The sequence below is a fragment of the Bacteroides sp. CAG:633 genome (genome assembly GCF_000435115.1).
GTDB classification, from domain to species: domain Bacteria; phylum Bacteroidota; class Bacteroidia; order Bacteroidales; family Bacteroidaceae; genus Bacteroides; species Bacteroides ndongoniae.
Window position 1 is genome coordinate 60,359 of record NZ_FR883080.1, and the last position, 17,401, is coordinate 77,759.

Below are 17,401 nucleotides of genomic sequence, written 5' to 3' on the forward strand. Positions count from 1 at the left end.
ACCGATTCGCGTTATACTCCTTCCACCACCCACTTCTCAATGCCACGCGTGGCATTACTGAAGTTCACACCTATCTTATAAAGTGTCCGCCCATCGGCAGCAAAAGGCAGAGCATATTGCTTTTCGTTGATTTGCCGCAAGGCTTCCTCAGCGGTGCCTTCCAGCTTGAATTCCATCACGTAAATGTAGCGGTCGGTCTTGACGACCATATCCACGCGACCGTTGGAAGTATGATACTCGGCCTGTGTATAGAAGCCCAGCAGTTTGAAGACAATGAACAGCACGTTCTGGTAGTGAAGCTCCAAGTCGCGTACCAACTCGTAGGGCGTGTCGGCAAAGAAGCTCTGGAGACGGTGCATGAAGGCGTCGATGTTACCGCTACGCACCTCTTTGACAAAGTTCATTATCTCGAAAGACAAATTGCCCGAAGGAAGAGAAGCATAATTAGGCAACAAGAATTTAGTAAAACCCTCTTCCACTTCCTGATTTGGGAAACCCAATTCATAGGTCCTGAACTCCCTGTCGTACCCCTTAATAGTCAGATAACCGCTCTGATAGAGGATGGGAACAGGATTCGTGTACATGGTGTCGATGCCCCCCAGAGAATCGGCCGTAGCCATCTCCTCGGTCAAGCGGTGCAAGTCGTACTTGCTGCGCTGGAGCAGTTCCACAAGGAAAGTTGGTGTGCCCGTTTCAAACCAGTAGCTGCCGAACTTCATCTTGGCAAATGTATTAAGCAGGCTAAACGGGTTGTAGATATCCTCGCTATCTTCCACGAAGTGGTATCCGTCGTATTGTTCTTTCAACTGCAGTTTGGCTTCGTCCTCCGTGAGATGGTTCTTTTGAGCCAGCATTGCGATGTCTTCCTTGAAATCGCGATGCAGTTCGCGTTCCGTAATGCCGCATATGCTGGCAAACCGGTCGTCGATGGAGATGTCCATCAGATTGTTCAGGTCGCTGAACACGCTGACCTTGCTGAACTTTGTCACCCCTGTCAGCAGGGCAAAGCGGAGGTATTTGTCACAACTCTTCAGCACACCGTAGAAGGCTTTCAGTGTGTTGCGGTAGTCGGTGAGCAGGGGTTCGTTGCCGATGGCCTGTAGCATGGGTTTGTCGTACTCGTCCACCAGCACCACCACATTCCGCCCCGTCGCCCGGCAGGCCTTCTCTATAATCCAGGCAAAACGCTCTTCGGGAGCACGATCCTTCTTCTCGTCACCATACAAGGCTTCCCAACTCTCCAAGTGCTGGTTCAGGATGGCGGTCAGCGAAGCGGCGTCCTCATACTTCCGTGCGTTCAGGTCGAGGTGAAGCACGGGGTACGTCGTCCAGTCCTTCTCCAGCCCTTCCATGGCGAGTCCCTGGAAAAGCTCCTTCTTTCCTAAGAAATAAGCTTCCAACGTAGAGATGAGCAGGCTCTTGCCAAAACGGCGTGGACGGCTCAGAAAGTAATATTTGCCCGTCTTTACCAACTGATAAATCAGAGATGTTTTGTCTATATAGCAATAACCGCCCCGACGTATCTCTTCAAAACTCTGTATGCCTACCGGATAAATCTTGCTCATGTTCCTTCAGAATAATAAGTTACGCAAATATACATTTTTCTCGCAAACAACAGTCAGACATCGCAAGAAAAAACCGTCGCTCCCCACCGGTGCGAGCGACACTTGCATTACATTTCTGAAACACTTGTGTGGCTCGCGAGCCGTACAAGTGTTGCTCACGAGCCGTGCAAGTGTTGCTCAGACGCACGAAAAACGGGGATCATTTTTGCAAACAGACATCCCACAGACTCGTTCCCGAATCCTTTACCTGTCAGCCTCCTGCAACTGTTCCTTCAACTTATCCCACTGTTCGGGCGAGGTAGCCGAAGTGAAGCGAATCCTCCCCTGCTTGTCGAAAATGACGTAACGGGGAATGCTCAAGGCACCCTGACGGCCAAAGGTGTCGTACACTTCCTGATGAAAAGCGTTCTGCACGCGGACGTGCTCGCCTTTCAATCCATAATAGGCAGCCATCTTCCGCCACTTCTCATCGTTCTCCGGACGGTCGATGGAGAGATAAAGCAATACCACATCATTGGCTGCGGCATACTCCTGCAACGGACCGATATGGGCAAATGCCGCACGGCAGGGGCCACACCATGTAGCCCAGATGTCCATAAAGATAACCTTGCCTTTGTACAGGTCGGTCACATCCTTTATTGTCTGGGCCGAGCTGACGTCGGGGAAATGGAGGTCGGCCGGAATAGCGGTTTCGTTGAAGGCACGGTTCTTGCCCACAGCACGGCTCACCCACGGCATCCAAGGGCTTTCGGGATGCAGTTTGCAGAACTCGTCGGCCAGCGAAAGCAGCGCCGGGTCGTAACGTTGCTGCCCTTCATCTTCAAGGAAAAGTTGTGCCATAGCGGCCTCTTGCGCCTTGCCTGTCAGCCGATGCTCGAAATCGTAAAAGGCCAGTTCGACTCCCTTTTCCACCCCTTCGGGCTTCGGCTCGCCTTTGGTGTAGTAGCGGATGNNTCGCCTTTGGTGTAGTAGCGGATGCCGGTGTCATAGCTCACCACCGCATAGAAAGCCCTGGAGAAAGGACTGTACGGATGATTGATGGAGCAGAAAGTCGTCATGCTGTCCAGCTCGGCCAGCCATTCCTGTTTCGTAGCTTCGGACGACCGGAAGGTGGTGGCCAGCAACTGATTCTGGAACGCCAGCAGCAACTGCATGCGTATGTCCTGACGGGCTTTGTCACGGAGTTCTTCGTCCACACCTTCCACCTCCTTGTCCAGCGACAGGGCATAGTTCGTCAGCTTGCGGCATACCGATGCTGCGATGGTATCATCGGCTATCTCCCAACGGTCGCCCTGACGGGTCCGGATGTCGAACACGTCATCGTACAGCTGTGACATCACTTCTGCCACATGAGTTTTTTTTTCGTCCTGACCTTCCAGAATGGTCATCGGCTGCTCGGACTGCCCGTCCAGCTGCACCCGGATATTTCCGCCTTTTGTCAGCAGCGTACCCAGCTTCTTTTTCCCATACAGAGCGAGGTTGAAACATTCATATTCGCCCCCGGGCAACGTCAGCGCGAAGGTACTGTCGGCCTGCAAGGCCAGTGTATCGTAAGTCTCCGAATTGAACATTCCGCCGACCGAACGGTAACAGATAAGAGTCGCCCCGTCGGCATTGCGCAGGGAACCTGTGATACGGATTTCCTGACGTGTAGTACATGCAGCACACAAGCTGCCCAGACATACTGCCCCGAGGACAGCTCTCCATACATTTCGTTTCATGTGTTTCATTATTGATTAGGCTATTAGAAAAAACGGCGGAACATCCACCTGACACAAAGGTAACGTTTTTTATATCAAATACAAAGACTCCAGTTAAACAGAAAAGATTTCCGGAAGCTGTCTACTACGATAGTTTATAAAACATAGAAACGGCCGGGTAAATCTGGAAAAGTCAGCAAAGCAGCAGTGCACTGCCTTTGCACTGATACTGCAACGCCTTTGCAGCAACGGTGCAACGCCTTTGCAGTGGCAGTGCATCGCTTTTGCACCGACAGTGCACAGAAGTTGCAACAACACACTACAGGCATATTGAAAAAACAAAGTCCATAGTCAGCAACCCTAAAGAAGAGTATTACATTACTGACTATGGACTTTACGCGCCAGCCCAAGGGAAGCTGGCTAGAGAAATACGTCTGCTATAAGTTATAGACAGATCACAGGGAAGTAGAGTGATGCTTGATAAGGTTCATAAACTCCTCCCGCGTCTTTGCCTGATTGAAAGCACCGGTGAAATCGGAAGTTGTGGTGATGGCATTCTGTTTCTCTACGCCTCGCATCTGCATGCACATGTGCTTGGCCTCGACCACCACCATTACACCCAGCGGATTGAGCGTCTCCTGAATGCATTCCTTAATCTGCAGCGTCATGCGCTCCTGCACCTGAAGCCGGTGCGAGAAGATGTCTACCACACGGGCAATCTTGCTCAACCCCGTGATGTAGCCGTTAGGAATATAAGCCACGTGCGCTTTGCCATAGAAAGGCAGCATGTGGTGCTCGCACAGGGAGAAGAAATCAATATCCTTCACAATCACCATCTGACTGTATTCTTCCTTGAACTTGGCCGAACGCAACACTTCATGAGGGTCCATCGTATAACCCTTGGTCAGGGTCAGCATGGCCTTTGCTACACGTTCCGGTGTCTTCAGCAATCCTTCACGCTCCACATCTTCACCCAGCAAGGTAAGGATACGCTGGTAGTGTTCCTTCAACTCATCCAATGCAGGAGACTCTATTTCTTCTTTTCCTAACATAGCTTTTTTATATTTGAGACTTTATAATGGTATATTAATCTGTTCTCTCACAATCGAAACTTCTTTGAAAACGCCCGTAGCACGCAGTTTTCGCATCATCGCATCGGCTTCTTCAATGCTGCGGTAATCGCCCGCCCGACACAGCCAACGGGGCGGATTGAAAGAAGTGTAAACGGCCAGCTCCGGAAAATATTCCTTGATGCGCGAAGCCACCGCATGCGCCTCGTTCTTGGCCTGGCGGGTATTGTTTCCGGCATACACCTGAATGCGATAACCCGAAGTTTTAATGGTTCTGGTGTCATCGCTTCCGGTAGATACATACTCCGAACCGATCAGAGCCGTGATACGCGCATCCTGATGGACACGCACCTTGCCTTGTCCGGGCACATCGCGCTCCAGACTTTTCACTATGTTGTTCTGCGCCACCGAAAAGGTTACGAAAGCGAAACATACCACTAAAAACGAACCAAGTCTTTTCATATATAATATGTATATCGATATGTGATGATTAAATATTGCATCCTCTCACTTCTTGCCGGCCAGGCAGAAAGCCCCGACAGACATGCGGCTTTTTCAGATACGGACTATACGCCATACATAAACGCTTTTCACCTATAATCCGTGTCCGGACAACGGCCTCGCCCAAAGGCTACAAACCGATTCATGTTTCCGACACACCGCCAGGTTCAGTTCACCGATCCTCGGAAAGTGGAAGAAAAGGCAATTGATAACAAGCGAAAACGACTTGTCGGAATGTTGCATCCGCGCCCCGTTGCCCGTTATCAATTGCCCGTTATCAATTATTCATTGAATGCGTCGATGATGCCCTTGAAGTCAGCAGCCTTCAAAGCAGCGCCACCAATCAGACCACCGTCAACATCGGGTTTTGCAAACAATTCCTTGGCATTCGAAGGCTTGCAGCTACCACCGTAAAGGATAGAGCAGTTGTCAGCGATTTCCTTGCCATACTTCTCGGCTACAGTAGAGCGGATGAAAGCGTGGATTTCTTCAGCTTGCTCCGGAGTAGCAGTCTTGCCTGTACCGATAGCCCATACCGGTTCGTAAGCCAGGATAACTTTCGAGAAGTCCTCAGCAGACAGAGAGAATACAGAAGCCAGCTGTGCGGCAACTACTTCGTTCTGCTTGTTAGCCTCACGCTCTTCCAGTACCTCACCGATACAGAAGATAGGAGTCAGACCATTGGCCAAAGCCAGTTTTACTTTCTCTTCCAGGATTTCTACTGTCTCGTGATAGTAAGCACGACGCTCTGAGTGACCCAGAATTACATATTTTGCACCTGTAGAAGCAACCATAGCAGCTGAAACTTCACCGGTATAAGCGCCCGATTCCTTATCAGCGCAGTTTTCTGCACCTACACCAATCTTGGCAGGGTCTACCAACGGAGTAACCGATGCCAGGTGAATAAACGGTGTACAGATGATTACATCACAGTTAGGCTTTTCGTTAGCCAGTACTTCATTCAGTTCTTTTGCAAGAGCAATACCCTCCTGAAGGGTTTTGTTCATTTTCCAGTTTCCTGCAACAATGTTTTTTCTCATTTTGTTTATATTTAAAAAGGGTTAATAATTTCTGTTACTTTACTGCTGCTCTTCATCACGCTGCGGCTTGCTGCGTTCCGCTTTCTTCTGCAATCTGACCACAAACAGCTGATCGGCTCCAATGACAAAAGCCAATGGAACAATAAACCACAAGAGCACATAGCCCATCGTGTACCAATCGTTTACATATTTCTGACGGCCCAGTTCCAGCTTGTCCAGACTATCGGTCAGCACATACTCATCGGGCAACTGGCTGTCACTCCACTTGTTCAGAATAGTACCGTCCTTAATCAGCAACAATCCGGGATTGGAACGTATGATAGTCTTCAACGTAATGTCGTCCATCTGGCAGAACGGATATTCGGCACCCGTACGGTCGCACCACAAAGCAATGGCGTCTTCAGGCGAAGAAGTCAGGGCGTAAAATCCATATCCGTGTTCTACACTATAATCGTAGATTTCATTAATAAGATCGATATTGCTGTCATCAGCCTCCTCTATGCGATGGGCCACCAACAGGAAAGTATATCCGCGACTGGTCAGTACACTGTCTGTAATGTCCGTCCCACTCGTCAGACTCTGCATTGCAAAATCATGAATAGGCGGTTCGTACCCCTTCTCCTTGACAATCGTACGAGTTTCGACAAACGTCCAGGTGCTGTCCGGATAGTTATCCAGCGTAAACTCTTTCCGCTTACCATCTTTCTCCATCACAAACGTCGTTTCGAGTACACTGAGCTTAGCCCCTTCGGGAATCTCCATCCCGGCCTTGATATTCGTGCCTATCTTATAAGGACGGAAATCAAGCAAAGGCAGGTTGCGCAAGCAATAGGCCGACAAAGCAAACACAAAAAGAATGGTATACATGGAGAAAATCCATTCCATTTTCAGGGTAATGAACCTTGTAATCTCCCGCCACTGACGGAATACAGTAACAGCTGCAACCAACAGCACCACATTCTTACCAAAAGTCTGCCAGTTAGTCAATACCAGTGCATCTCCGAAGCAACCACAATCTGACACCGGATCGGCTAAAGCCAGATAGAGCGTCAACGGAGTCATCACAAGCATCAGCAGAAATGCCAGCGTCGAAGAAATCTTCCGCCGAATACCTAAGAAAAGATAAATACCAGCACAGAACTCGATTGCTGCAAGCAATACGGCGAATAGTAACGGCCAATATCCCGGAAACCACGAAATCAGATTGAATGCAGTCAGATAATCCTGAATTTTATAAAACGAACCAAAAGGATCTATCGCTTTTACAAATCCGGAAAAGATGAACACTACAGCCAAAACGAAACGGCAGATGTTCACCCACACTTTCATGATAATATGTTTCTTATCAGTCTCCAAATTCTATCTTTATCAAACCGAATACAGAATAATTAATCATATCCATATAGTTGGCATCCACTCCTTCCGACACCAACGTCTGCCCAGCCAGACTCTCTATCTGTTTGGTACGGTAAATTTTCATCAGAATCAGATCTGTATACGAACTGATACGCATACTACGCCAGGCCTCATCGTAATCGTGATTTTTGGCAAGCATCAGGTCAAGCGACTGCTTGGCATACTTGTCATACAAGGCCAAAGCCTCCTCATTCGATATATCGGCCGACTCGGCATATCCCAGTTCCAGCTGTATCAGTCCTACAATTCCATAATTTACAATGGCAATAAACTCCGAACGGATTCCTTCATCCACCAATGCCACTCCTTTAGTCTCAATACTACGTATACGATTGGCTTTAATGAATATCTGGTCGGTAACAGAAGAGGGACGGAGAATGCGCCACGCCGGACCGTAATCGTGCAGTTTCTTCGAGAACAACTCACGACATACCGCAATGACATGCTCAAATTGTTGTTTAGTATCTTTCATTTCCTTACTAATAGGCCACAAAGATAGTGATAATTGGAGAGAAATGAAAAGAGGACACTCTAAAATCTATTTAAAGTGCCCTCTTGCTATAAAGATTGTTTACGTTTTTGTTATGAACAACGCAATACCTGACCCGGACGCAAGATTGTTCTCCGCGTGATACGGTTCAGCTTGCAAAGTTTATCAATGGAAACACCCTGACGGGCAGCGATTTTAGACAATGTATCTCCTCTTTTAACTTTATAGAACAAACCTTCGCCCGAAGCCATGCTCTTGGCTTTGTCCGAAGATCCTTTCGTCTTCTGGAAAGTATAGGAGTCTGCTACGATATCCTGTTTTTCAAAATCAAACATCAAAGCAGGATTAATAGGAATTCCCAAGAAACGGGTTTCGAAATGAAGATGTGAACCTGTCGAGCGACCTGTATTTCCACCCAAAGCAATCGGTTCACCGGCCTTTACACGCTGATTCACATCGACCAGCTGCTTAGACAAGTGGCCATACACTGTCTCCAGACCATTATCATGACGGATCACTACATACTTTCCATAGCCGCGCCGTCCCTGATTCTTCACAATACGGACTTTACCGTCGAAAGCTGCACGGATCGTGTCGCCTACATATACTTTAATGTCCAATCCGTAGTGAGCACGACGCCGACGGGGACGATAACCAAACACATCGGTAATGCGGGTGTGCTCGGTAGGCATACAGAAACCCGTCAAATCAAACGTATATTTTTCAGGTACAATGGCATTTCCGTAAGCCTGTACAAGTTCATTATTCCAATTGGGATAGAGATCAAGCCCCGGATACAAAGCCTGTTCGGCACGTATCTGTTTCTGTAAAGCCAGCGAATCTACACTTTTTAATTTTCTATCAATCGGAGCCTGACGGGCAATAAGGTCTTGAGAAAAAGAATTCAGGCTGACCATAGCCGCCGCGGCTATCAAAACTGTTTTTATTCCTTTAAAACTCATTCTGTCTGTTGTCTTTCATTTTTGATACCCGTGGCAAGTATGTAATTAGAGAATCAGAGGCTTGTTCAACGCGAATATCCAGATTATTTTTAAAAATTTCCCCAAAGATAAAACTTCTCGCTGAAAAAGAGTACCCTTTATTAACTATTTTTTCAAGAGTAACAATCTAAAAACAAAAGGAAACAGGCTCTAACCCCCTATAAATAGGGGGAATAAGGCTAAATATGTTATACAACATAAAAGCGGAAATAAAGTGTATATTTAACCGTTTTTTCAACTAATGGCCGCCCAGTTAACGTTCGTCTTCCGCAAAGCCTTCAATTGTCTCCAGAGTATTTCATTTTCAGGAAGAACTCCGTTCGGATCAGCATCTACGATTTTTTGTGCCACTTCGCGCACATATTGCAGCAACTGACCGTCACGGGCTATATCGGCTATCTTCAGATCGAAGGCAATGCCGCTTTGCTGCGTTCCCTCCAGATCGCCCGGTCCACGCAGTTTCAGGTCAGCTTCGGCTATCTCAAAGCCATCATTGGTCCGCACCATAATCTCCAACCGTTTGCGGGTATCTTCTGCCAACTTGTAACCGGTCACCAAAATACAATAAGACTGGTCGGCTCCACGCCCTACGCGTCCGCGCAACTGGTGAAGCTGGGACAAGCCGAAACGTTCGGCATTTTCAATAATCATCACCGATGCATTAGGCACATTCACCCCTACCTCGATCACAGTGGTAGCCACCATAATCTGTGCCTCACCCGACACAAAGAGTTGCATTTCCCGGTCTTTTTCGGCCGGCTTCATCTTGCCGTGCACCTTACATACCTTACAGTCAGGGAATGCTTCACATACATGCAGATATCCTTCCTCCAGATTCTTCAGGTCTATCTTCTCGCTCTCCTTTATCAGCGGATAGACAATGTACACCTGACGCCCTTCCTCAATCTGCTTCCGCACCGAACGATACAGACTCTCACGCCGATTGTCGAACTGATGAATCGTAGCGATCGGTTTCCGTCCCGGCGGCAATTCGTCAATCACCGACACGTCCAGATCGCCATACAGCGTCATGGCCAATGTACGCGGAATAGGGGTAGCCGTCATTACCAACACATGAGGGGGCTGCGCACTCTTTGTCCACAGTCTGGCCCGTTGGGCAACACCAAAACGATGCTGTTCGTCGATGACCACAAAGCCCAACGAAGCAAAGTTCACCGTATCTTCGATAACGGCATGTGTACCTATCAGAATCTGTACCTCGCCGCTGAGCAGCCCTGCCAGAATCGCTTCCCGGCGCTTTCCCTTCACCGAACCGGTGAGCAGCTCCACCCGTACATCCATACCATGCAGAAACTCCCGGATTGTATCGTAATGCTGATTGGCCAGAATTTCGGTAGGCGCCATCATACATGCCTGATAACCGTTGTCAAGTGCTATAAGCATACTCATCAGCGCCACAAGCGTCTTTCCGCTACCCACATCGCCCTGCAACAGGCGGTTCATCTGCCTGCCCATCCCCATGTCGCGACGGATTTCCTTCAACACCCGCTTTTGGGCATTGGTCAGTTCGAAAGGAAGATTTTTGGAATAAAACGTATTGAATATATCGCCTATTTTGCTGAACACATATCCCCGATACTTGCGTTGCCTGTCGCGTGCATAACGCAAAATGTTGAGCTGTACATAGAACAGTTCTTCAAACTTCAACCGGTATTGCGCCTTACGCAGCAGTTCGGCACTGGTCGGAAAGTGTATGTTTACCAGCGCTTCGGTCAACGGCATCAGATGATGTTCGCGCAGTATGGCCGGCGACAGCGTCTCGGGCAGAGGATCAGAAAGCAGTTTCACCACCGTAGCCATCATTTTCTCGATAGCATGGGAGTTAAGCGAACTGCGCTTCATTTTCTCCGTCGTATTATAATAAGGACGCAGTCCCATCGTTTCAAGTTTCAGATCGGCCACAGCATCCACATCGGGATGGGCTATGTTTATACGTCCGTTGAAAACCGTAGGCTTTCCAAAGACGATGTATTCCTGACGGATCTTATATTTTCCTATAATATATTTCACCCCCTGAAACCAGACCAGGTCCACCACTCCCGTTCCGTCGGAGAAATGAGCCACCAGTCTTCGGTTGCGTCCTTCGCCCACATCCTCGAAACTCAGGATCTCACCCTTCAGCTGTATGTAAGGCATGTTGCCATCCAGCTCGTATATACTATATATACGGCTCCGGTCTACATATTTATAAGGGAAATAATACAATAAGTCGTGCAAGGAATATATACCCAGCTCCTTGTTGAGCACAGCAGCCCGCTGGGGTCCCACGCCCGACAGATATTTTATGTCACGCGAAGCTAAATCGAACATAACAAAGCTTCGGCAATCTTCAAGTCAAAAGGAGTCGTTATCTTGATATTCTCGCGGTTACCTTCTGTCAGCCAGACAGGCTCTCCCAAAGCCTCTACTACAGAAGCATCGTCGGTAAAGTCGGACGTATAAGGCTGACGATAAGCCCGCAGCAGCAATTCTGCGTCAAACACCTGAGGAGTCTGCACCAGCCGATACTCGTCACGGGGCACTGTCTCGCTTCTTCCTCCCTGACACAGGTGACGGACAGTCTCTACCACATTGACCACCGGAACAACCGCTTTCTTTTCAGCAGCCTGTTCGTAACAGCGGGCAATCACCTCTTGCGACACAAACGGACGAACTCCGTCGTGCACACCGACCAGACCAGACGTGTTTACCCTTTCCAGCGCATTCTTTACAGAATGAAAACGGGTTTCTCCGCCATCGGCCACTTCGTGAGGCACAGTAAAATGGTGCTCCCGGCACAGTTGTGCCCAATACGCCTGTTGGCTGACCGGAAGCACCAATATAATCCGCATTTCCCGATCGTAGTCATAGAAAGCCTGCAGCGTGTACATCAGCACAGGCTTTCCTCCTATCGGAAGAAATTGCTTGGGCAACTCGCTGCCCATGCGCAATCCTTTTCCACCGGCTACAATCAGAGCGTATTTCACAGATAAAATGTATTAACGGATGATTATTCGATTATCCTATTCTCAATCGGGCACACACATGGCCTGCTTCAATTCGGCCACTTTCTCGGCTCCCAGCAGATGTTCAACCACTGCCAAAGCAAACGGCAATGCAGCAGCAGGACCTTTTCCGGTAATGTAGTTACCGTCTTTTTCAACCAAAGCACCGGTATATTGAGCACCTTCCAGATACTTGTCGAATCCAGGATAGCAAGTAGCCTTGCGTCCTTTCAGCAATCCCATCTTACCCAGAATCATCGGAGCGGCACAAATGGCAGCAATCGGCTTGTTTTCATCGGCAAACCGCTGTATCAGTCTGTGCAAGTCCTCGCAAGCATCCAATGTAGTCGCACCAGGCAGTCCGCCAGGCATCAGAATAAGTTCGGCATCAAAGAAATCACAATTGACTATATTCTTGTCGCAAAGCACCGGAATGCCGTGCGAACCTGTTACTATCTCATTAGGAGTTACACTCACCATTTCTACCTGAAGACCGGCACGCTTCATGACGTCTACAGCAGAAAAGGCCTCCATTTCTTCAAATCCATCGGCAAAAAATACATAAACTGTACCCATAACTTTTATCTCCTTTTATTTTAAATTAAAGTAATATGTTATTGTTCCCGTCTGATTATCCACTCCGCCCACAGCATTGAAACGTGCTTTCCGGGCCGCGTCTTCGGCTGCTTTGCGCAAAGCAGAGTTTACGGTATTGGTTTGCCTGTTGATACTGGTTGCTATCACACGTCCGGCCGGATTCACCGTAATGTCCACCACTACCCGGCCTTCATCCTGCACATTGTATACAGGCTTCGGCAGGCCACCTTCACCCAACGAACGGCCTCCCAGACTGAACGTACCATAACCGCCTACACCCGAGGTCGCTCCGGTCGGTGCATTTCCCGTCGGACTGCCTTGTATACCCTTTCCTTCGGTATTTCCCTTGCTGCCCATCTGCGCACCTTTGCCAAACGCTCCGGCTACACGCTTACGGGCTGCTTCTTCGGCTTCCTTGCGTTCTCTCTCGGCTTTCGCTTCGGCCAGTTTACGGGCTTCTTCTGCCTTTTCGGCTTCCGTTTTCTCCGGTTTCTTCGGTTTTTCCGTTTTCTTCTTTACCTCAGTCTTTGGTTTGATGGCTACGGTCTCTTCCTCTTCCTGGGTAATCATCTCCTGTTCGGCTGCCTCCTGCACTTCGGGAGCAGTCTGTTCAGGCACCACGTCTACCTCTACCAGCGACGGATCGGCTGCCCCCCATGCATCGGGCACTTCACCCAGCATCACGGGCATACCGTCTTCTTCCACCTTCTCGGGCAGACTGAAACCGACCAGCAACAGAAGGGCTACAATAGCCACATGCACCAGCAACGCGCCTGTCAGTCCTACATATTTTGCTTTTTTCTTGGAAGAGAGCATCGGTCTATTTGTTGTTTTAACTGTTCATAATAAACAATGGCGGACATGCGCCCCTCCGTTCATCTGTTTTCAGGCGGACGGGTAGCAAGCACCATTTTGAAATGGTTCTCGTTGGCAATGTTCAGCACCTTTACGATTTCGCGGTAAGGCACCGACTCGTCAGCATAAAGAGCCACATACATCTCCGGCTCACGGGCTGCACATTCCTTCAGGAAAGGTGTCAGCTCCTCGACCGACAGGTTACGCTCCTTGTCGTTGCCGAATGCTGCATACATATTCAGATCCTTGTCGATAATCACCCGCGCCAGGGGCTTGGCCGATGTCTGCTGTTTGCCTTGCGGCAGCAACACCTTGATGGCATTGGGCGACACCATGGTCGAGGTGATCATAAAGAATATCAGCAACAGAAAGATGAGGTCCGTCATGGACGCCATGCTGAAATTGGGTGATATTTTGACTCTGCGCTTTAACATGAAGGTTGATTCAATAAGTCCATAAAGGCCATTGTCTTGGCTTCCATCTTATTCACTACGCCGTCAATCAGCGTCACCAGATAGTTATAGGCAAACATGGCTATGATACCTACAATCAGACCACCCACGGTTGTAATCATGGCCTCATAGATACCGCTCGAAAGCAGCGTGATGTCGATATTGTTACCGGCGTTGGCCATCTGCCAGAAAGCACGTACCATACCGGTCACCGTACCAAGGAATCCCAGCATCGGCGCACCACCCGAAATGGTTGCCATGATCGTCATGCCTTTTTCCAGTTTGGCCACTTCGAAGTTACCCACATTCTCGATGGCAGCCTGCACATCGTTCACCGGGCGTCCCAGGCGGCTGATTCCTTTTTCAATCATACGTGCCGAAGGTGTATCTACACTGCGGCAATAGGCTATGGCAGCCTTCAGTTCACCGCTCAGAATGTAGTCCTTTATCTTGTCCATAAACTGCGGATCTTCCTTGCCGGCTTTCCGGATAACGTAGTTGCGCTCGAACAGAATGTAGAAGCACAGCAGGGACATCAGGCCCAGCAGTACCATAATCCAGCCACCTTTCATGGCCATACTCCACAGGTTCATCTCGTCGGGTGTGTTGACAGGTGTCAATACCGGATTGGCACCGGCAATCGAATCGGCAAGCGCCGGAGCCACTTGGGCCCATAAAAGCATCAGATTCATCAGCGTAGACAGTTTTTATATTCCTGAATAGTACGTTCCAGTCCCAGGTACAACGCATCGCATATCAGCGCATGACCAATGGAGACTTCGTCCAGCCAGGGAATGTTTTTATAAAAATAGTTCAAGTTCACCAAACTCAGGTCGTGTCCGGCATTCAGTCCCAGTCCCAGGCTGCGTGCCACCTTGGCAGCCTCCACAAAAGGAGCCACGGCAGCCTCACGGTCCTTCGGATAGGCACTGGCATAAGGCTCCGTATAGAGTTCCACACGGTCGGCACCTGCCTTGGCCGCGTATTCTATCATTTCCGGGTCGGTCGACACGAAGACCGATGTACGGATGCCCGCACCGTTGAACGTATCCAGCACTTCCGACAGGAAACTCTGATTAGCTTTCGTATCCCATCCGGCATTCGAGGTCAGCTGCGTAGGGCTGTCGGGCACCAGTGTCACCTGATGAGGTTTCACTTTCAGCACCAGGTCAATGAACTCAGGAGCAGGATAACCTTCGATATTGAATTCGGTACGGAGCAGGGGGCGCAAATCATAAACGTCGCTCCGGCGTATATGCCGTTCGTCCGGACGGGGATGAACGGTAATGCCGTCAGCCCCAAAGTTTTCGCAATCCAATGCCACTTTCACCACATTCGGTACATTGCCACCGCGGGCATTACGCAACGTAGCAACCTTGTTTATATTCACGCTTAATCTTGTCATAATACGTTCGATAGTTTGCGGCAAAAATACAAATAATAGCGATAAGTTGTCAGCAATCTGAGAAAAAAATGGCATCTTTGCAACGTATAATAACAGACTGAATATGAAATTCGCCATTATCGGAAACACCTATCAGGCAAGCAAATCATCTCATGCCGAAACCCTTCTGCACATCCTTCACGAGCGGAAAGCAGAACTTTGTATCAGCCGGGAGTTCCATCGTTTTCTGTCCGACGACCTTCATCTGAACGTTCCTCCTGCCGAATTGTTCGACGGTGACAACTTTCAGGCCGACATGGTCATCAGCATCGGCGGCGACGGTACTTTTCTGAAAGCAGCCAGCCGGGTAGGCAAGAAAAACATTCCGATACTGGGTATCAACACCGGCCGGCTGGGCTTTCTGGCCGACATTTCGCCGGTCGAGATGGAAGAAACTTTCGACGAAATCTACAATCATCACTATAAAGTAGAAGAACGCAGCGTACTTCAGCTGCGCTGCGACGGCGGACATGTGTTTCAAGAGCCTTATGCCCTCAACGAGATTGCCGTACTGAAACACGACAGCTCGTCCATGATCAGCATACATACTTATATTAACGGTGCTCACCTCACTACTTACCAGGCCGACGGACTGGTCATAGCCACGCCTACCGGCTCTACAGCCTATTCGCTCAGCGTGGGCGGCCCTGTCATGGTGCCCCACAGTCAGACCATCGCCATCACCCCCGTGGCACCCCACAGCCTGAACGTGCGCCCCATCGTCATTTGCGACGACTGGGAAATCACCCTCGAAGTCGAAAGCCGCAGCCACAACTTTCTGGTAGCCATCGACGGCCGTAGCGAATCGTGCAAGGAAGGAACAAGGCTGCACATCGCACGAGCCGACTACAGCATAAAGGTCGTCAAACGCTACAACCACATTTTCTTCGACACACTCCGCAACAAGATGATGTGGGGGGCGGATGTACGGTAATAAAGCACATTTTTCGCTTTTAACGGTTCGAATCAGCCTTGCCGATTTTCACAGTCGATACCATCAGTATGGGATTTTCTTCTCCGGTCATCTTTTCCACAATACTTTTCAGCTCCGGATCCTCGATTTCCATATCCAGCAAATAGAAAGGCGGAACAACCGTATAGAATTTATCGCCCCTCAAAGCCATAGGCAACAAAGGATATCCACCGTCAATATCATTCTTGATTGCCCAGCCTTCCGAAGAACATCTGTTCAGAGTTTTACCACTTCTTTTATCCCACAGATACACCCCGGTTTCATGTTCCGAATAATTATTAAACCCGACAAACAACAGGCTGTCGCTTTCCTGACATCCCGACACCGCCCTGAAAGCCGGATATCCCTTTCTGCCTTCCATACAATCCTCTGCGCTTAACTGTTCGCTTTTCAGCATTGCCAGATGATTTTCCAGCCTCGTTCTGTTCTTTTCTCCGAAATCAACGAAATACGCCGGCGAAGCTCCTTCCGTCCCAAGACGGTACACATAGTCCGAGAACGGGAACGTAAGCGTCCCTTCATCCCGTCCGCTATATCCTCTGAGCATATGATTATCTATCACCTCCGTCATGCCTATCGACGCATCCGCATAAAGAGAATAACGGGTTTCTGCCGTATCTATATGATAAATGGCCAACAAGGGCAACTGGCCGTCTTTCTCCAAAGCCGGTTTTTGTCCATAGTCGCAATAGAAGACAAGAGTATGATCCATATAAATAAAATCACCCGCCAAGAAGTCCAGTTTGATTATTTCCTTAAACTCCCCTTCCAGACTATACACCAGAACTTTCTTCCGATCCAGAACATACAATACCCCCTCTTGCGAGTTCACGGCAACCTTGTCTATTTCAGAATATTCTTCAGGTCCGACGCCTTGCTTGGCAATCTTATACAGGTATTTCCCCTGATCGTCAAAGAAAAAGATGGAAGCGGTCTTGTTGTCCACAATGATTATTTTATTGTGCGCAAACAGAAGCTGGTCAACGTTACCCATCAGATTGTCGTCCGACGTCTCCAGCGGGATGTATTGTATTCCGCTTACAAATTCCGACATATTCAGCTTCTTTTGTGCCGGACTCGTCAAATCAATATTCGTCACCTGACCGTCACTCACCTGTTTGTCCCTGCAAGCGGTGACAAGCAAAAGGCCCATCACCCACAGCACTGTAAAAAGTCTCTTTACAAAAGTAGTCGTGTTAATGAAATTCATATGTTTAATTTTTAGGTTTAACAGCCTCAAAGCTCCGAAAACCTATCCGGATAGCCAAGAAAACGAGCGTGCAAAAACGTGC

At 48.9% G+C, this 17,401-nt stretch carries 17 protein-coding genes; 1 reads left to right on the plus strand and 16 read right to left on the minus strand.

Going from position 1 to position 17,401, the window contains the following annotated elements:
• Positions 1-11 precede the first annotated feature (11 nt).
• The 15 genes from QVP67_RS09050 to QVP67_RS09120 form a co-directional block, all read right to left on the minus strand.
• Complete coding sequence (locus QVP67_RS09050) at positions 12-1,565, minus strand: ATP-binding protein (protein ID WP_022163245.1); 1,554 nt, start codon at positions 1,563-1,565, stop codon at positions 12-14.
• A gap of 243 nt (positions 1,566-1,808) precedes the next feature.
• Positions 1,809-2,477 (minus strand): TlpA family protein disulfide reductase, encoded by a 669-nt coding sequence (locus tag QVP67_RS09055; RefSeq protein WP_022163246.1) that lies wholly within the window; start codon positions 2,475-2,477, stop codon positions 1,809-1,811.
• A 1,243-nt stretch (positions 2,478-3,720) separates the two neighbouring features.
• Entirely contained in the window at positions 3,721-4,317 is a 597-nt protein-coding gene (gene folE, locus QVP67_RS09060; RefSeq protein WP_022163248.1) for a GTP cyclohydrolase I FolE, read from the minus strand.
• A 21-nt stretch (positions 4,318-4,338) separates the two neighbouring features.
• The gene (locus QVP67_RS09065) at positions 4,339-4,797 is read right to left on the minus strand and encodes an SPOR domain-containing protein (protein ID WP_022163249.1); all 459 of its coding nucleotides are present in this window, start codon (positions 4,795-4,797) and stop codon (positions 4,339-4,341) included.
• Positions 4,798-5,117: 320 nt separating this feature from the next.
• Positions 5,118-5,876, minus strand: coding sequence for a triose-phosphate isomerase (gene tpiA / locus QVP67_RS09070; protein ID WP_022163250.1), 759 nt, complete (start codon positions 5,874-5,876; stop codon positions 5,118-5,120).
• Between the two features lie 39 nt (positions 5,877-5,915).
• Positions 5,916-7,232, minus strand: coding sequence for a BT_3928 family protein (locus tag QVP67_RS09075; protein ID WP_287641174.1), 1,317 nt, complete (start codon positions 7,230-7,232; stop codon positions 5,916-5,918).
• Positions 7,222-7,764, minus strand: a complete 543-nt coding sequence (locus tag QVP67_RS09080; RefSeq protein WP_022163252.1) for a DUF1599 domain-containing protein — start codon at positions 7,762-7,764, stop codon at positions 7,222-7,224. Before QVP67_RS09080 ends, QVP67_RS09075 begins: the two co-directional genes overlap by 11 nt.
• Positions 7,765-7,874: 110 nt before the next feature.
• Complete coding sequence (locus QVP67_RS09085) at positions 7,875-8,744, minus strand: M23 family metallopeptidase (protein ID WP_022163253.1); 870 nt, start codon at positions 8,742-8,744, stop codon at positions 7,875-7,877.
• A 273-nt stretch (positions 8,745-9,017) separates the two neighbouring features.
• Complete coding sequence (gene recG / locus QVP67_RS09090) at positions 9,018-11,114, minus strand: ATP-dependent DNA helicase RecG (protein WP_022163254.1); 2,097 nt, start codon at positions 11,112-11,114, stop codon at positions 9,018-9,020.
• Positions 11,102-11,770 carry a 2-C-methyl-D-erythritol 4-phosphate cytidylyltransferase gene (locus QVP67_RS09095; protein ID WP_022163255.1) on the minus strand — a complete coding sequence of 223 codons (669 nt, stop codon included), beginning with the start codon at positions 11,768-11,770 and terminating at the stop codon, positions 11,102-11,104. Before QVP67_RS09095 ends, recG begins: the two co-directional genes overlap by 13 nt.
• 42 nt (positions 11,771-11,812) lie before the next feature.
• A complete protein-coding gene (locus QVP67_RS09100) occupies positions 11,813-12,364 on the minus strand; it encodes a DJ-1 family glyoxalase III (protein ID WP_022163256.1) in 552 nt (183 codons plus the stop codon).
• Positions 12,365-12,379: 15 nt separating this feature from the next.
• Positions 12,380-13,201, minus strand: a complete 822-nt coding sequence (locus QVP67_RS09105; protein ID WP_022163257.1) for an energy transducer TonB family protein — start codon at positions 13,199-13,201, stop codon at positions 12,380-12,382.
• 59 nt (positions 13,202-13,260) lie between these two features.
• A complete protein-coding gene (locus tag QVP67_RS09110) occupies positions 13,261-13,674 on the minus strand; it encodes an ExbD/TolR family protein (RefSeq protein WP_071148742.1) in 414 nt (137 codons plus the stop codon).
• Positions 13,668-14,384: a MotA/TolQ/ExbB proton channel family protein gene (locus QVP67_RS09115; RefSeq protein ID WP_022163259.1), complete on the minus strand. Its 717-nt coding sequence runs from the start codon at positions 14,382-14,384 to the stop codon at positions 13,668-13,670. The genes QVP67_RS09110 and QVP67_RS09115 overlap by 7 nt, the downstream gene beginning before the upstream one ends.
• Entirely contained in the window at positions 14,384-15,097 is a 714-nt protein-coding gene (locus QVP67_RS09120; protein ID WP_022163260.1) for a pyridoxine 5'-phosphate synthase, read from the minus strand. Before QVP67_RS09120 ends, QVP67_RS09115 begins: the two co-directional genes overlap by 1 nt.
• A 103-nt stretch (positions 15,098-15,200) precedes the next feature.
• On the opposite strand from QVP67_RS09120, the gene QVP67_RS09125 reads away from it, so the two are divergent.
• Positions 15,201-16,070 carry an NAD kinase gene (locus QVP67_RS09125; RefSeq protein WP_022163261.1) on the plus strand — a complete coding sequence of 290 codons (870 nt, stop codon included), beginning with the start codon at positions 15,201-15,203 and terminating at the stop codon, positions 16,068-16,070.
• 19 nt (positions 16,071-16,089) lie between these two features.
• Here QVP67_RS09125 and QVP67_RS09130 read toward each other — a convergent pair whose 3' ends face one another.
• A complete protein-coding gene (locus QVP67_RS09130) occupies positions 16,090-17,319 on the minus strand; it encodes a 6-bladed beta-propeller (protein WP_022163262.1) in 1,230 nt (409 codons plus the stop codon).
• Between the last annotated feature and the right edge of the window lie 82 nt (positions 17,320-17,401).

Coding starts and splice junctions, on each gene's coding strand:
- QVP67_RS09125 (WP_022163261.1), top strand. CDS start 15,201: ATGAAATTCGCCATTATCGGAAACACCTATCAGGCAAGCAAATCATCT.
- QVP67_RS09120 (WP_022163260.1), bottom strand. CDS start 15,097: ATGACAAGATTAAGCGTGAATATAAACAAGGTTGCTACGTTGCGTAAT.
- QVP67_RS09080 (WP_022163252.1), bottom strand. CDS start 7,764: ATGAAAGATACTAAACAACAATTTGAGCATGTCATTGCGGTATGTCGT.
- QVP67_RS09105 (WP_022163257.1), bottom strand. CDS start 13,201: ATGCTCTCTTCCAAGAAAAAAGCAAAATATGTAGGACTGACAGGCGCG.
- QVP67_RS09130 (WP_022163262.1), bottom strand. CDS start 17,319: ATGAATTTCATTAACACGACTACTTTTGTAAAGAGACTTTTTACAGTG.
- folE (WP_022163248.1), bottom strand. CDS start 4,317: ATGTTAGGAAAAGAAGAAATAGAGTCTCCTGCATTGGATGAGTTGAAG.
- QVP67_RS09085 (WP_022163253.1), bottom strand. CDS start 8,744: ATGAGTTTTAAAGGAATAAAAACAGTTTTGATAGCCGCGGCGGCTATG.
- QVP67_RS09050 (WP_022163245.1), bottom strand. CDS start 1,565: ATGAGCAAGATTTATCCGGTAGGCATACAGAGTTTTGAAGAGATACGT.
- QVP67_RS09110 (WP_071148742.1), bottom strand. CDS start 13,674: ATGTTAAAGCGCAGAGTCAAAATATCACCCAATTTCAGCATGGCGTCC.
- QVP67_RS09100 (WP_022163256.1), bottom strand. CDS start 12,364: ATGGGTACAGTTTATGTATTTTTTGCCGATGGATTTGAAGAAATGGAG.
- QVP67_RS09065 (WP_022163249.1), bottom strand. CDS start 4,797: ATGAAAAGACTTGGTTCGTTTTTAGTGGTATGTTTCGCTTTCGTAACC.
- recG (WP_022163254.1), bottom strand. CDS start 11,114: ATGTTCGATTTAGCTTCGCGTGACATAAAATATCTGTCGGGCGTGGGA.
- tpiA (WP_022163250.1), bottom strand. CDS start 5,876: ATGAGAAAAAACATTGTTGCAGGAAACTGGAAAATGAACAAAACCCTT.
- QVP67_RS09115 (WP_022163259.1), bottom strand. CDS start 14,384: ATGAATCTGATGCTTTTATGGGCCCAAGTGGCTCCGGCGCTTGCCGAT.